Annotated in this window: 12 protein-coding genes; 3 read left to right on the forward strand and 9 right to left on the reverse strand. The window is 59.5% G+C overall.

The window, feature by feature from the left end:
- The first annotated feature begins 89 nt into the window (after positions 1 to 89).
- Positions 90 to 317 carry a DUF680 domain-containing protein gene (locus O7A60_RS27230; RefSeq protein ID WP_337108823.1) on the forward strand — a complete coding sequence of 76 codons (228 nt, stop codon included), beginning with the start codon at positions 90 to 92 and terminating at the stop codon, positions 315 to 317.
- Between the two features lie 209 nt (positions 318 to 526).
- On the opposite strand, the gene O7A60_RS27235 is transcribed toward O7A60_RS27230, so the two are convergent.
- Both O7A60_RS27235 and O7A60_RS27240 read right to left on the reverse strand, forming a co-directional pair.
- Complete coding sequence (locus O7A60_RS27235; protein ID WP_337108824.1) at positions 527 to 1276, reverse strand: glucose 1-dehydrogenase; 750 nt, start codon at positions 1274 to 1276, stop codon at positions 527 to 529.
- A 175-nt stretch (positions 1277 to 1451) separates the two neighbouring features.
- Positions 1452 to 2429 carry an alpha/beta fold hydrolase gene (locus tag O7A60_RS27240; RefSeq protein WP_337108848.1) on the reverse strand — a complete coding sequence of 326 codons (978 nt, stop codon included), beginning with the start codon at positions 2427 to 2429 and terminating at the stop codon, positions 1452 to 1454.
- A 567-nt stretch (positions 2430 to 2996) separates the two neighbouring features.
- Here O7A60_RS27240 and O7A60_RS27245 point away from each other — a divergent pair.
- The gene (locus O7A60_RS27245; protein WP_337108825.1) at positions 2997 to 3962 is read left to right on the forward strand and encodes an alpha/beta fold hydrolase; all 966 of its coding nucleotides are present in this window, start codon (positions 2997 to 2999) and stop codon (positions 3960 to 3962) included.
- A 237-nt stretch (positions 3963 to 4199) separates the two neighbouring features.
- On the opposite strand, the gene O7A60_RS27250 is transcribed toward O7A60_RS27245, so the two are convergent.
- The 7 genes from O7A60_RS27250 to O7A60_RS27280 form a co-directional block, all read right to left on the reverse strand.
- Positions 4200 to 4928, reverse strand: coding sequence for a response regulator transcription factor (locus tag O7A60_RS27250; RefSeq protein WP_337108849.1), 729 nt, complete (start codon positions 4926 to 4928; stop codon positions 4200 to 4202).
- 2 nt (positions 4929 to 4930) lie between these two features.
- Complete coding sequence (locus O7A60_RS27255; RefSeq protein WP_337108826.1) at positions 4931 to 5308, reverse strand: response regulator; 378 nt, start codon at positions 5306 to 5308, stop codon at positions 4931 to 4933.
- The gene (locus O7A60_RS27260) at positions 5305 to 5952 is read right to left on the reverse strand and encodes a response regulator transcription factor (RefSeq protein WP_337108827.1); all 648 of its coding nucleotides are present in this window, start codon (positions 5950 to 5952) and stop codon (positions 5305 to 5307) included. The genes O7A60_RS27255 and O7A60_RS27260 overlap by 4 nt, the downstream gene beginning before the upstream one ends.
- The gene (locus O7A60_RS27265; RefSeq protein WP_337108828.1) at positions 5949 to 9746 is read right to left on the reverse strand and encodes a PAS domain-containing protein; all 3798 of its coding nucleotides are present in this window, start codon (positions 9744 to 9746) and stop codon (positions 5949 to 5951) included. Before O7A60_RS27265 ends, O7A60_RS27260 begins: the two co-directional genes overlap by 4 nt.
- Positions 9747 to 10366: 620 nt before the next feature.
- On the reverse strand, positions 10367 to 11002 hold the full coding sequence (otnC, locus tag O7A60_RS27270; RefSeq protein WP_337108829.1) for a 3-oxo-tetronate 4-phosphate decarboxylase: 636 nt from the start codon (positions 11000 to 11002) through the stop codon (positions 10367 to 10369).
- Entirely contained in the window at positions 10999 to 12249 is a 1251-nt protein-coding gene (gene otnK / locus O7A60_RS27275) for a 3-oxo-tetronate kinase (RefSeq protein WP_337108830.1), read from the reverse strand. The genes otnC and otnK overlap by 4 nt, the downstream gene beginning before the upstream one ends.
- Positions 12246 to 12998 (reverse strand): FCD domain-containing protein, encoded by a 753-nt coding sequence (locus O7A60_RS27280; protein ID WP_337108831.1) that lies wholly within the window; start codon positions 12996 to 12998, stop codon positions 12246 to 12248. The genes otnK and O7A60_RS27280 overlap by 4 nt, the downstream gene beginning before the upstream one ends.
- A 201-nt stretch (positions 12999 to 13199) precedes the next feature.
- Between O7A60_RS27280 and O7A60_RS27285 the strand changes: the two genes are divergently transcribed.
- Complete coding sequence (locus O7A60_RS27285; protein ID WP_337108832.1) at positions 13200 to 14138, forward strand: ketopantoate reductase family protein; 939 nt, start codon at positions 13200 to 13202, stop codon at positions 14136 to 14138.

Raw genomic sequence — 14138 nt, forward strand, 5'->3', positions numbered from 1 at the left:
ACAGCCACATCGTCTGATCGCTCCGCAATGGCGCAGCATTTATATTGTTATTGTGAATACGATCTAACATTAACCATGGAGTTACCAAAGTGAAGAAGACATCTCTTGCTGCCGCAATCCTTCTTGTTGCAGCAGGAAACGCCGTCGCCGGAAGCGATCACTACGGATCAAACTCGGTCCAGCAACCCGCAACTTCTTCCGAGAGCATGCACACCTCCTCGATCAGGAAGACGGGCATCGATGCCGGCGTGCAGGAGACCGTGCGCAAACCGATTGCTCCCAGCAAGGACCCGGGGCAGGGCATCTGGGGTCACTAGCACCCGAAAATTGTAGAACCTGGAAGGACCGGGGCGTCGCCCCGGTCCTCTTCACGCTTTCCAAAGGACCTTGAAATTCGCCTCGAGCCCCTGACACAGGTTCTGAGACCGGGGAGCTATAGAACCACCTTTCACCCTTGGATCTGGCCGGGTGGGATGGCGCTCGACGCTCGACAATCAAACAGCTGCAGCGACTTGGTTACCCCGGCTCAAAACAATGCCATTCCGCCGTCGACCCGCAGATTGACACCGGTGACAAAACTGCTTGCGTCCGATGCCAAGAACAGAGCGGCTTTTGCCAGTTCTTCCGGCTGGCCCATTCGACCAAGGGGAATTGCTTCCGCCATGGAGTTCTGGAAGGAAGCACGCATTTCGGCCGGTACACCCAATTTGTCGAGAATAGCCGTATCGACGGGGCCGGGGCTGAGTACGTTGACGCGTATGCGACGCGATTTCAGTTCTATCGCCCAACTGCGCGCGAAGGCGCCGATGGCTGCCTTGGAGCCTGCATAAACGGCATGGCCTTCCAAGACCTTCTCGCTGGCGATTGATCCCGTCAGTATGACTGCGCCGCCATCGCGCATCAACGGGATCAGTTTCTGCACGCCAAAAAAGGCGCCGCGCGCATTGATAGAGAACTGCGCATCGTACTCGTCTTCGGAAACTGCCGACGAATGCGTGATGGTGTTCACGCCTGCATTCGCCATATAGATGTCGAATGCCCCAAACCTTTGATGGATCTGTCGCGCGACATCCTCGTGGTGCGCCACGTCGGCTACATCACCCTGAATGCCCAGTGCGCCCGCTCCGATCTCGGAGACTGCCTCCTCGACGGCACGCTGTCTCCGGCCGGTGATTACGACCTGCGCCCCCTCCGATGCGAAAGCTTTCGCCGCCGATAGCCCAATCCCACTGTTTCCGCCGGTGATCAACGCAGTTTTTCCTGAAAGTATACCCATTTGAATTGCCTCTGATGATTTTCACGAGAGCCGCCGCCGCTGCCAACCGCCGTTCTCAGCGTGAACTCGGACGGCTGTGACCAGAAAGCATCTCCAGCAGCCATCGATGCTGAGTTTTCAAAACTAGGCTGGCCGCACCGGTATGGTGTGGCCAGCCTAGACCGCTGCTTGAGCACTAACCTTTGATGAAGGCGAGCAGATCGGCGTTGACCTGGTCCTGGTGCGTGGCTGTGATGCCGTGGGGCGCCCCAGGGTAATATATGGCCTTTGCACCCTTGATCAGCCGCGCCGACTTGACTGAAGAATCCTTGACCGGGACGATCTGGTCGTCCTCGCCATGCAAGATCAACGTCGGTATATCGAATTTCTTGAGGTCTTCGGTGAAGTCGGTTTCGGAGAACGCTTTGACGCATTCATATGCATTCACGAGACCGACCTGCATGCTCCAGAGCCAGAACTGATCCAGAACCCCCTGGGAGACCGTGGCGCCTGGCCTGTTTGCACCATAAAACGACCGTGCGAGGTCCAGATAGTGCTGCGAGCGATCCTTGAGGAGGCCAACCCTTATGCCGTCGAACACTTCGATCGGCAGACCTTCCGGATTGGCCGGCGTCTTCACCATGATCGGCGGAACAGCGGCGACAAGAACAGCCTTGGCCACGCGTTCCGTCCCGTGCCGTCCGATATAGCGAGCGACCTCGCCTCCCCCGGTTGAATGCCCGACCAGCGTGGCGTCCCGGAGATCCAGCGCCTCGATCACGGCTGCAAGATCGTCCGCGTAGCCATCCATGTCGTTGCCGGACGTGGCCTGGCTGGAGCGGCCATGGCCGCGCCGGTCATGCGCCACCACGCGAAATCCGTTATGGGCTAGAAAGAGCATCTGCGCGTCCCAGGCGTCGGAATTCAGCGGCCAGCCGTGTGAGAAGGTTATAGGCGGACCCCTACCCCAGTCCTTGTAGTAGATTTCCGTACCGTCCTTGGTTGTGATGGTGCTCATCGTTTTGCGTCCTGATTGAGGGCTGGGAACATGCGGGTTTTGCTGGGCGCCAGATGACGAAGCGACTGGCAGTCCGGCTATGACCGCCGCTGAAAAACTGGCCAACAAGACGTCGCGGCGGGTTGCACCGAGGGTGAAAAGTCCATCCGTACTCATCATGTCCATCCTTGGTGCTTGGCTTCTAGAGTGGCTCACCATCACGATCACCGGATCGACCTGCACGGTCGCTTTCGGGGGAGGAGCGGGCGAAAGAGCGGCGACGCTCGATGATCGTGATGGTTTGCAAGGGAGAAGATGCGCCGATCCGACCCGCAAACCTATTCTACGGAAGGATCTGACATATGATGCCAAGGTGCAGGGTAGCCACGCTGAGGTGGAACTGTCACTGAGATGGGCTGAAATTGACAGACGTTAGTGTCAAGCGCGATGAGCCGCCCGTGCGGCGGCCGTTACAAACAAGACCCATCAGCCGTGTGAGGATTCCTTCCCAAAACGAGAAACGGCTGATCACGAGCACGTCACCGCCCGAACGGATCGCGACAAGATTCGCCAATGTGGTCCTTATATGGGGGATCAACTCGCCGCGGGTCTGAGGCTTATATACTTACGTACACCGCGTGTGATTATCAGAAACAAAGACCTGGTAGCTTTCGTTCTATAGACATTAAGCAGCGTTTGCCGCTCTTGGAGCCCTTTGGACCTTCCAATCCCGGAGTGCTTTTAATGCGCCTTAGCTTGCTTTCTGGTTTCCTCGTTGCGACCCTTGCCGCCGCGCCATCGACCTCTGCCAACGCTCCGAGCTCAGACATGCCGCCCGGACAACTGACTGACCTGTCGGCACGTATCGTCGACGGCAAGGCCGACGTAAACGGTGTAGTATATCACTATTTGCTGGCGGTAGGTGGCCCGAAAACTGTTGTGTTGTTGCATGGTTGGGGCACGACCTCATACATGTGGCGCTTTGTAATGCCACAACTGGTGGCGCGCGGTTACACGGTACTTGCGCCCGATTTGCGCGGTTTGGGGGACACCGCCAAGCCTGCGACCGGCTACGAAAAGGCGTCGATTGCCGAGGATATTCGCGCACTGGTCAATCAGTTGAACCTTGGTCCGGTCGTCAATCTTGTCGGCCACGATATGGGTGGCATGGTCGTTTATTCCTATGCGGCGCAGCACCCGGAGGAAGTCACCACACTGGCCATCCTAGACGTCCCGCTGCCTGGCATCGAGCCGTGGAACGAATTGATCCAAGGCCCCCGCACTTGGCATTTTCGTTTCCATTCCGTGCGCGACGTGCCGGAAATGCTCATTGCCGGTCGCGAGCTAGAGTATTTAAAGTGGTTTCATAATGCAGAGGGGGTAAATACTCGCGTGTTCGACAACGAAGCCGACGAAGTCTACGGCCGTTCCTATGCCCAGCCTGGCGCATTGCGCGCAGGCTTCGAGTACTATCGGGCTTTCCCCCGTGACGAAGAACAGAACAAAGCTTTTGCAAAACACAAGCTGACGATGCCGGTGCTCGGTATAAGCGGTTCGGGTGGCTTGGGATCGATGTACGAAGACCATCTCCGCCACGTCGCCGAAAACGTACGCGCCGTAGTCGTCGAGGGCTCAGGCCACTGGGTCCCGGAGGAGCAGCCAGCTGCCGTCACCAAGGCCCTGATCGAGTTCCTCCCACCAGCATACTAAGCTTCGCTGATGGCTGAAGGCACAACATTAGCGATAGTCGCCGTGATGGAGATACGCCGCTCCAAAGGTGCGCCGCGGCTAGCTCGCGATGCGGGGCAAGAACTTGGTAGTGTAACCTCAACACCGGGTTACACGCGGCGGTTGTCGCTCGCTCTAAGCTTTATAAAGTTTTGTCTGCGTCCGGATCGCCCTGGGCAGGCTATTTTTAACGAAAGAAGCGCCAGCGGCCGGGCGATCCTATCGGACGGAGGCGAGGTTCACCCCTTCGAAAGTCCTGGCCGCGCCGGCCTCGCGCATTGACGGGGGCAGCGTTTCCCAGGCCCGGATCAGCTCACCGATGGAAGCAGCTTCCATCTTGCGCATGACATTGCCGCGGTGAAGCTTGACGGTCACTTCACTGATGCCGAGGTCGAAAGCGATCTGTTTGTTGAGGCGCCCGCGCGCCACTTCATGCAGAACTTCGCGCTCGCGCGGGGTCAGCGTCTCGACGCGCTCGATGTTGCGCTTGACGACCACCGCATCCGCCCGCCGCTTGGCATCCACCGCAATGCCCGCGATCACGGCGTCAAGGAGTGTTTGGTCGCGCACCGGTTTGGTGAGAAAATCCACAGCGCCCGCCTTCATCGCCTGGACAGTCATCGGTATGTCGCCATGCCCGGTCAGGAAGATGATGGGCTTGGGATTGCCGTTTGTCGCAAGATGGTGCTGTAGATCGAGACCGCTTGCCCCTGGCATGCGCACGTCGAGGATCAAGCAACCGGGGCTGTCCAAGACGTCCGAGTCGAGCAATTCGCGGGTCGAGGCAAAGCAGACCGGCTCAAAACCCATGGAGAGGATCAACTCCGATAGTGCTTCCCGAACAGACGCATCGTCATCGACAATGATGACGAGCGGCTGCTGCGGCTCAGCCTTCCGCTGCCGTGACACCGGCGTCGATCTCTGCAAGAGCGGTTGGTCAACTCTCATGTTCATCCCTCGGTTTCTTGGTTGCGTAAAGCGTCGCTCACGGCTGCAAGCAGGGCCTGGCCGTCGAAGGGCTTGCGGAAAAATCCGCTGATGCCTTTGGCACGGTACTGATCCGCTATCTCATGGCGGCCGGTGATCAGGAAAACCGGTAGGTCTGCACGCGTCTTCTTGACCAAGTCACGAAGTTCAAAGCCGTCCGTCCCAGGCATCCCGATATCGGTAATGAGCAAGTCCACGTCGGAGAGCCCGCTGACGAGGAGTGATCCCGCCGACGAGAAGCTGCGGGGAGCATAGCCCGCAGACTCCAAAAGGTTCTCGAGCGACTCGAGCAATCTTGGGTCGTCATCGACAATCGCCACGACAGGTCGCACCTTGCTCACACTCCGTTCCCTCCCGTTCGCCGAGAGTGGCTGATCGGTATCTCCAACCGCTCCGCCATGCGCACGAGATCAGCGAGTGATGCCGCAGCCATTTTCTGCATCACGTTCCGTCTATGGATTTGCAGCGTGACCTCGCTGATCCCCAACTCAGCCGCGGCCTGTTTGTTGAGCAGGCCACTCACAACGAGCGGCAGCACCTCGCGTTCTCGCTGCGTGAGCTCTTGATAGCGTTGCCTTAACACGGTGACCTCGGCGCGCTCTGATCGCCTTTCCCGATCCTGGGCGATCGCTGCCCGGATCGCGACCATCAGGTCCGCATCGCTGAAAGGCTTTGTCAGGAAGTCCACAGCGCCGTGCTTAATCGCACGCACAGAGGACGGAATGTCTCCATGCCCGGTTATGAAGACGATCGGCGGATGATCGCCCTCGGCGATCTGCTTCTGCAGATCGAGACCGTTGATGTCAGGCAATTCCACATCGAGGATCAGGCATGCGGGGACGTCCGGCTTGTCGGCAAGGACATAGTCGCCGGCCGATCCGAACGCTACGGCTCGCATGCCATGGGACTCCAGAAGCTCACCAAGTGCTTCCCGAATACGCACGTCGTCATCGACGATGAAGACCATTTGATCGTGGGGCGTCATGCTGCCGCTTTCATTTCAACGGGCATCGTGAAGACGAACGCCGATCCGTGCCGCTCGTTCTTCTCCACCCACAACCGTCCGCCATGGGACTCGACGATCGAACGGCAGATCGCGAGTCCCATGCCCATGCCGTGCTCTTTCGTCGTAAAGAACGGCTCGAATATTCGGTCAGGAAACTCAATGCCCGGGCCACAATCGCTGATCTCGATCTGGATCGCGTCCCCTATCCGGCGCACGCGAAGTCCAAGAACCTTGTCGCCTGTAACAGAGTCCATCGCCTCGATCCCATTGCGGATGAGGTTCACCAGAACCTGCTGAATCTGCACCCGATCGAGCGCGACAATAGGAAGGTCGCTTTCGACATCGATATCCAGACGAACACGGCGCCGCACCGCCTCCTCGGCGATGAGGTCGCGCGCCTCCGCTATGACGCTGTCGAGTGCTGTGTAAGCCATCGCGTCTGCAGATTGCTTGAATAAGGCGCGGATGCGGCTGACGACATCCGCAGCTGAGTTGGCGTCACGGATAATACGCTCCACAGTCTTCTGCGCTCGCTCGATATTTGGCGGTTCGGCCGTGAGCCAACGCTGGCACGCATATGAGTTGGCGACAACAGCCGCCAGAGGCTGGTTCACCTCATGCGCTATAGAGGCTGAAAGCTCGGCGAGACTCGCCGCCTGGCTCGCACGTGCAAGTCTCTCTTGCGCCAGGCGCAGCTCTTCTTGCGTTCGAACTTCACCGTCGATGTCCAGACAGACGACGTTCCACTGAACAATCCCCCCTTCTGCATTGCGCATCGGTGCCGCGCGCGTATCGACCCAGCAATATTCGCCATCGAAGCGACGCAGACGGTGCCTCCGCGCATACGGTTCGCCAGTGGCCAACGAATGAGCATAGTTCGCTTTGACGCCCGCCAGGTCGTCAGGATGAACGCCTTCGTCGAGTGTCCCGGATAGGCGGGATTTTCCCTTACCGTCCAATACCTCCAACTCATATCCGAGGAACTCGCGGAGCTGACGGCTTCGATATATCGGCTCACCATTCGGTGCGGCGCAATCGATCATCACCGGCAGCGTTTCAACCAGCTGCCACAGCGAACGTTCTCTCTCGCGCAGCGCCACCTGTGCGCGCATCTCCTCGTCGATGTCGATGGAGACCTGGTACCAGTGAACGATGGCTCCGTCCCGATCGCGCAGAGGCTCGCAACGCCCTTCTATCCAGCGATAGCTGCCGTCTTTCCAACGCCGGCGATACCGCATGATGAAGGAGTCGCCAGTTTTGAGGCAGCTGGCTGACCTATTGAGCACCTCGGGAGCGTCTTCGGGATGAATCAGATCTCGAGCCACCCTCGTGAAGTCTTCGAAGTTTGCCCCGGAGATGCCGAGTTCCTCCAAAGACCGCCTATTGACGTACGCAAGCTTGCCATCGGGCGTCCAGCTCCAGATGTGGACCGGCAAGGCATCGACAAGCTGCTGAAGCTCGCGCTCTCTTTCGCGCAATGCCTCCTGCGCCCGCATCTCATCTTCAATGTCGATTGAAGCCATATACCATTGAACGATCGCGCCATCAGTATCCCTTAACGGTTGCGCTCGTGCTTCTATCCAGCGGTAGACGCCATCCTTCTCGCGTCGACGAAAGCGATTCACGAAAGGCTGGCCGGACGCAAAGCCATTCGAAGCCCTCCGAAACATTGTCGGAAAGTCTTCAGGATGGGCCAGGTCCCGGGCCAGGGCATCGAAGTCATTGATGTGCGTCGGTGGCGAACCGACCTTCTCCAGGTATCGCTTGCTGGTGTAGGTGATCCTGCCTGAAGGGGCAAAGCTCAGGAGATTCACGGGCACGGCGTCAATCATTTGCTCCAGTTGCCGGTTGGCTTTCCGCAGCGCTTCTTCTGCTCTCACCTGGTCGTCGATGTCGTGCGAAAGACCGTACCACTGGACGACAGTCCCACATTCGTCTCGCATCGGTTCCGCACGGCCCGACATCCATCGGAAGACGCCGTCAGCACGACGCAGGCGATAGTTCAGGGAGAAGCTCTCGCCGGTGGTGACCGAGTGGTTGATCGCAGCTTCCAGCTTGGCGGCGTCATCGGGATGTACGACAGCCGCAATGGCCGCCTTCAGGCCATTTCCTCCCACATTCTCGTATCCTCCTACGTCAAGGCCGAGATACTCAACCATTCGCTTGCTGAAGAAGACCGGCTCGCCCGACGCAGACAGGCGCCAGAGGAAGCTCGGCACGATGTCGACCAGTTGCGAGAGTTCCCGCTCCCGGTCGCGCAACGCTTCCTGTGCGCGCATCTCGTCATCGACGTCGATAGAGATCACATACCACTGAACAATCGCTCCGCTGTGATCACGCAGCGGCTCGCCGCGTCCATCCACCCAGCGGTACGCTCCGTCCGCACGGCGCATTCGATACTTCATGGAGTATGGTTCGCCAGTAGCCAGAGAGTGGCGGACGGTCTCCAGGAGGCGTGCCGCATCTTCGGGATAGACGAGGGACTGTATGGCCGCCGCCTGCCGGCTCATCCCCGGCTTGTCCAGATCCGCCACACCGTCGAGACCGAAGAAGTCAAGCAAACGTCTGTTGAAGAAGGTCGGCTCGCCTTCAGGCGTCAGCCGTCTAATCTGGACTGGGACCATGTCGACGAGCTGAGAAAGTTCCCGCTCCCGACCGCGCAGCTCCGCCACGGTTTTCTTGTAGACATCGTTGTCGAGCGCGATTCCGTACCATCCCGTGATACGACCCTTGCTGTCGCGCGCGGGCCGCGCGGCGGTTCGGGCCCATACATAGGTGCCGTTTGCGCGCCGAAAGCGAAACTCGACATTGAAATGATCGCCGGTCCTCAGACAATGGCGCCAGGTAACCGCGATCTGCTCATAGTCGTCTGGATGAAGCAAACGCTTCCAGGCGGTGTACCCCTCGTTCAATGGAGCGTTCAGATACTCCAGCGTCACCCCGAGGGAGCTCAGCGCGAACGGATGCAGGTAGATCCATCTACCCGCCGCATCGAACGCCCATCCGTTCCCGAATATGCTTTCAACGATTTTTGCCGATCGAATTGGCCCGGCATTGTTCTCAACCAAGAGATCCAGGTCCGCCCCGGAAAGCGGCTCCCCGTCTGTCACCAGATCATCAATGTCCACACTGACACTGTAGCCGGGCTCCGATCGGGTCTCGTTCCAGCGATAACTTCCGTCGGCCTGCAGTTGCCTGTGCCTCGTTACTTGGGGGACACCCGTCCAGAAGGCGCGGGCGACTGCGTGCGCCGCCGCTGTCCGGTCATCCGGATGGACCAGATTCAGAGAATGGAGAGCGTCGGAGGCGGCTTCCTTCTCGAGTGCCGCACTGATCACATCTGCGAATCGCTCTGTGGCTGCGGACGGCGCATCGCCTTCAATTAGTGTGCCATACCATGCAACGGCGTTACCTTCGCTATCGCACAGCGGCTGTCCGGAGCTTCGACTCCAACCGTAAGCACCGCTTGCGCGCAAAATGCGGTGCTCCACATTGTAGTGCTCACCTGTCTGCAGGCAGCGACGCCACTCGGCCACGGCTCGGTCATAGTCGTCTGGATGGATTAGCCGCTTCCAACCCGCGGAGCCATCTTTTGACGAAGTGTTGAACTCCTCCAGCGTCGTGCCGAGAAGCGATAGCGTGCTGGGAGTAACATAGCTGAATCTGCCGGCCGCGTCTGTCGCCCATCCATTGCCGACCACGCTTTCGATGAGCTGAGCCGCCCGCAACGCTTCCGCGTCGGGGTCGCCAAGCGAGTTGAACGCTGTCGTCATTGTCTTCTCCTACCGGACAATGAAAGGCGGAGACTGTCAGCGCCTTCTTTAACTCTCATCGTTGACCATCTGGGCTCGCGAATTGGTTCATCATCTTAACCGGACCACGCCGCAGCCGCACCTCATAGAAATCCATGAGATGTGAGTGAGACCCAACCGCGTCACGATTGAAGCTATAGCCCCTCTCACGATAATTCAGGTCGACATGCCTCTGCATGCACCCCGGGCGATAAATACGAGCTGTCGCCAAGGAGAAATCGATGAACATGGCCGTTAAAAAACGCACACGCCTTAGCCGGCGCACAGAAGCCTCGGGCCTCGCCTCAAATACGCTGAGCAGGACCCCTCGATAAATTCATCTTCGCCATGCCTGTACTTTCGACCCAGTCATGTTTGCCGCAACACTCGTTGGGGTCAACAGCCGGATGTCCGCTCGCCTCGAAGCTGCTAGGATCGGCGACCCACAGCGCGTATCGCATGTCGGCTTTCCGGTGATCGCGAGGCCGACCTCAATGACCGACAATGGGCGCGAAACTGTCGTTCGCGTAGTGGAGAACGTTCGTCGGCTTCGAGCAGACTTTGCCGTTCCCCACCGATCCCTTGCTCGTCGAACGTCCCGATTACTTGTGCCGCGTCTGCAGTTCGGCAACCAGCATCGCATCCAACTGCCGCACCGTTAGTGCTTTTGTCAGGAATACCAACTTCGCCGTCTCTTCCAGTTCCTCGGCGGCGAAGACGGCGTCGCGAAAACTGCGGCCCGAAACCACCGGACCATGATTGGCCAGCAGGACGGCGGCATGTTCACGGGCCTTGGCCAATACCAGCGGCCTTACGTCGGCAGAGCCTGGGTGGGTGTAAGGCAAAAGCGGCACGCGGCCGACGCGCATCACTACGTAGGGTGTAATTGGCGGGACGGTGTCGTCGGGGTCTGTGTCTTCAAGGCAGGACAATGCGGTGGCATAGGTCGAGTGAAGATGCACGACACCTGCCGCCTGCGGCCGCGCCTCATAGAATGCCATGTGAAGCGGAATCTCCTTGGTCGGGACATCGCCCGATACAGCAACACCTTGGGCATCCAGTTTCGACAGCCTGGCGGGATCGAGATAACCCAGACAGGAATTGGTCGGCGTGACCAGGAAACCATCGGTAAGCCGAGCCGACAGATTGCCCGACGAACCGGCGGTGTAGCCGCGCCTGAATAGGGACTCGCCCCAGCGGCAAAACTCGTCGCGAAGCTGCTGTTCTTCCAAGGTCATGAGGCCCAACCTTTCAGGGTAGCGAGTGCACATTCGAAAAAATCGTCGGCGCCGAAATTGCCCGACTTCAGCGCGAAGGCGAGCCTCGGCTTTCCGTCGAGAATGAGTACCGGCACTCCGGTGTCGATCTCCGGCCCAACTTCGAGTGCTGCCGCTCCGAACGCCGAGGCAACCGCGCCGGACGTTTCGCCACCCGCAACCACGATCCGCCGGAAGCCGGCAGCCACTGCCTCGATAGCGAGCTCTGCAAAGATCGTGTCGAACGATGCCGCCAGCCTATCGCGCCCATATTGGGCTTGGGCTGCAGCCACCTCCGATGGTTCCGCGGTCGAATAGACGAGCGGGCCCGTATCCTTGTGGCTGACGAGAAAATCCAGGCAACTCGCGACGGCCGCACCCGGATCGAGCGCGTCGGCGGCATCCAGACGCTTTGACGGGTGACCGCTGTCATACGCGGCAATTTGCCTGCGTGTCGCCGAAGAGCAACTGCCGGAGAGAATGAGACCGGGACCGTCGCTCCCCGCGAACGGCCGCCGATCCATTGCCGATTGGATGCCAAAATTGCCGGGCAGGCCCATGGCAATGCCGGATCCGCCTGTAACCAGCCTGTGGGTCCTGACTATCCGCCCTAGCGCCAGGAGATCGTCATCCGAGATCGCGTCGGCGACGATCAGTCTTTCGTGGTTGTGCTTTGCCAGGCGCAAGGCGGCCTGAGCATTGCCCGAACGCAGGCTTTCCAGAGAGAGATGGCCGACCTTGAGCGCGGTCTGCCGTGCAAGCCATCGCCTTATGTCGGGATCGGTCATCGGCGTCAGCGGGTGGTTTTCCATGCCAGACTCACTCAGCAGGCGGTCGCCGACGAAGAGATGCCCGTTATACAGCGTCCGGCGATTGGCAGGGAAAGCCGGGCAAACCAGCGCCAGCGTCGTGTCCAGTTCCACGAGCAGCGCTTCCGCGACAGGTCCGATGTTGCCTCGCGGCGTGGAATCGAAAGTCGAGCAGTATTTGAAAACGATCTGCTCGGCGCCGTTGGCAATCAGCCACCTGCACGCAGCGAGCGATTGCGTCACCGCATCGCCGGCGTCAATCGAGCGCGTCTTGAGCGCAATGACCGCGGCGTCGATCTCGGTCTTCAGTCGTACGGTCGGCGTTCCGACATACTGAACAGTGCGCGCGCCGACCTTGGCGAGCGTGTTGGCGATATCGCCGGCACCGGTGAAATCATCGCCGATGACGCCGATCTTCATGCGTCGCGGTCGCCCATCTGATGATCATCAGCCTCATGATCACTTGCTCGCTGGCGCCAGAACATCGTCGTCAGCTGATCCAGATGCTCACGCATCGCCTGTTCGGCGCGATCGGGATCGCGCGCGACGATCCCATCGTAAATGGCGCGATGTGCCTCATACGCCGTTTGCTCCTGACCGTCCGCGGCCAGCGTGACGGTGCGCTGTTCCTTGAGCCATTCCGAAATCTGATCGTGCAGCGCCACGAATACGAGATTGCGCGCGATACGCGCCAATTCGAAATGGAAGGCAATGTCGGTGCTGGTGAAACGCTCGCGGTCGCCGATCGCCTGGCGATTGGCTTCGAGCGCCTCGCTTAGCGTCTCCAGATCGGAAGGCGTGGCGGTGCGGGCGGCCTCGCGGGCGAGGCCGACCTCGAAGAACATCCGCGCGCCCTGAAAGGAGCGTTGTCCCACTTCGGTCGACAACATCTGCCTGACGGCCGGTGCCATGCCGCTAAAGATATGGCTGGCGGTCGGCATCAACACCTTGGCGCGCGCACCATTGGTGAGTTCGAGGAGGCCGGCCTTCTGCAGCGAGATCAGTGCTTCGCGAATGGCCGGACGGCCGACCCCGAAGCGCGACTGCAGGTCCCGCTCGGGCGGCAGTTGGTCTCCTGGCTTCAGTTTGCCGGAGAGGATCTGCCCCTCGAGATGTGTCGCCACATGCTCGAAGAGTTTCTTTCGTTCGATGATTAAAGGGTCGACCATAGACCTTTCATACCATCATGCTTGACAACCATGCAACAGCTTGCAATGCTGAAAATAGAAGATTGAAAAGCAGGACGACGAAGCCGGGCTTGATGAGCATCGGCCAGCACCGGCTTGGAGGCCCCCAAAAGGCAAGCTCGACCCTCTGCAAATCAACTTGCTTTGAGACGGCGACTGCGATCGCCAAGGGAGGAAGATGCGATGAAAATCGCCATTCTGGGCGGCGGCGGAGCTATGGGCGGGATATTCGGTGGATATCTGGCCCGCGCCGGCAATGACGTCACGCTGATCGACGTCTCCAAGGCGGCGGTGACGGCGATCAACGACAGCGGATTGACCATCGAGGAAAAGGATGGTTTGCAGCCGGTGATAAAGGTTCCTGCAAGCGACAATCCCGCAAGCGTTGGACCGGTCGATCTCATCATCAATTTTGTCAAATGCTATCACACCGAAGCTGCTGTTCGGGCTGCGGCACCCATGATCGCCAAGGAAACGGCCGTGCTCAGCCTGCAGAACGGCTGGGGCAATGCACCGCGCATCGCCTCGCTCGTCGGTGAAGACCGCGTGCTGGTCGGCCTGACCTACCATGGCGGCACCTTGCTGGCGCCTGGCCGCGTCAAGCATCCCGGCTCCGGCATGACCTATATCGGCGAGCTTACCGGCAAACCTTCCGAGCGGCTCGGCAAGGTCATCGAGGTGTTTCGTGCGGCGCAGATCGAGACGACCCAGTCGGACAGGATCCTCGACGAGGTCTGGAAGAAGCTGGCGCTGAATGCCTGCACGCTGCCGGTCGCCGGGCTGCTGAATTTGATGTCACATGAACTCGTCGCCTTCGACGGCACCAAGAGCTTGATGGCGGCCATTCTCAAGGAGGTCGTGGCTGTCGCGAAGGCACAAGGCATCGCGCTCGACTATGACGAACGCTGGGCTGCAATCACCGGTCTGCTGGAGAAGGCGGTCGGTGGCAAGGCTTCGATGCTGCAGGACGTCGAGGCCAAACGGCAGACCGAAATCGAGGTGATCAACGGAGCCATTGTCGATGCAGGCAAGCGCACCGGTGTGGCCACACCTGTCAACGAAACGATGGTCTGGATGATCCAGGCCAAGCAGACCCACTACCTCCAGGCCAAGGCTCAATAG

This window comes from Mesorhizobium salmacidum (SeqCode) (genome assembly GCF_037179605.1).
Lineage (GTDB): Bacteria > Pseudomonadota > Alphaproteobacteria > Rhizobiales > Rhizobiaceae > Mesorhizobium > Mesorhizobium salmacidum.

What these genes read in the sequence shown, in the direction of transcription:
- O7A60_RS27285 (WP_337108832.1), top strand. Translation starts at nt 13,200, where the DNA reads ATGAAAATCGCCATTCTGGGCGGCGGCGGAGCTATGGGCGGGATATTC.
- O7A60_RS27250 (WP_337108849.1), bottom strand. Translation starts at nt 4,928, where the DNA reads ATGAGAGTTGACCAACCGCTCTTGCAGAGATCGACGCCGGTGTCACGG.
- otnK (WP_337108830.1), bottom strand. Translation starts at nt 12,249, where the DNA reads ATGAAGATCGGCGTCATCGGCGATGATTTCACCGGTGCCGGCGATATC.
- O7A60_RS27265 (WP_337108828.1), bottom strand. Translation starts at nt 9,746, where the DNA reads ATGACGACAGCGTTCAACTCGCTTGGCGACCCCGACGCGGAAGCGTTG.
- O7A60_RS27280 (WP_337108831.1), bottom strand. Translation starts at nt 12,998, where the DNA reads ATGGTCGACCCTTTAATCATCGAACGAAAGAAACTCTTCGAGCATGTG.
- O7A60_RS27235 (WP_337108824.1), bottom strand. Translation starts at nt 1,276, where the DNA reads ATGGGTATACTTTCAGGAAAAACTGCGTTGATCACCGGCGGAAACAGT.
- O7A60_RS27240 (WP_337108848.1), bottom strand. Translation starts at nt 2,429, where the DNA reads ATGAGTACGGATGGACTTTTCACCCTCGGTGCAACCCGCCGCGACGTC.
- otnC (WP_337108829.1), bottom strand. Translation starts at nt 11,002, where the DNA reads ATGACCTTGGAAGAACAGCAGCTTCGCGACGAGTTTTGCCGCTGGGGC.
- O7A60_RS27245 (WP_337108825.1), top strand. Translation starts at nt 2,997, where the DNA reads ATGCGCCTTAGCTTGCTTTCTGGTTTCCTCGTTGCGACCCTTGCCGCC.
- O7A60_RS27260 (WP_337108827.1), bottom strand. Translation starts at nt 5,952, where the DNA reads ATGACGCCCCACGATCAAATGGTCTTCATCGTCGATGACGACGTGCGT.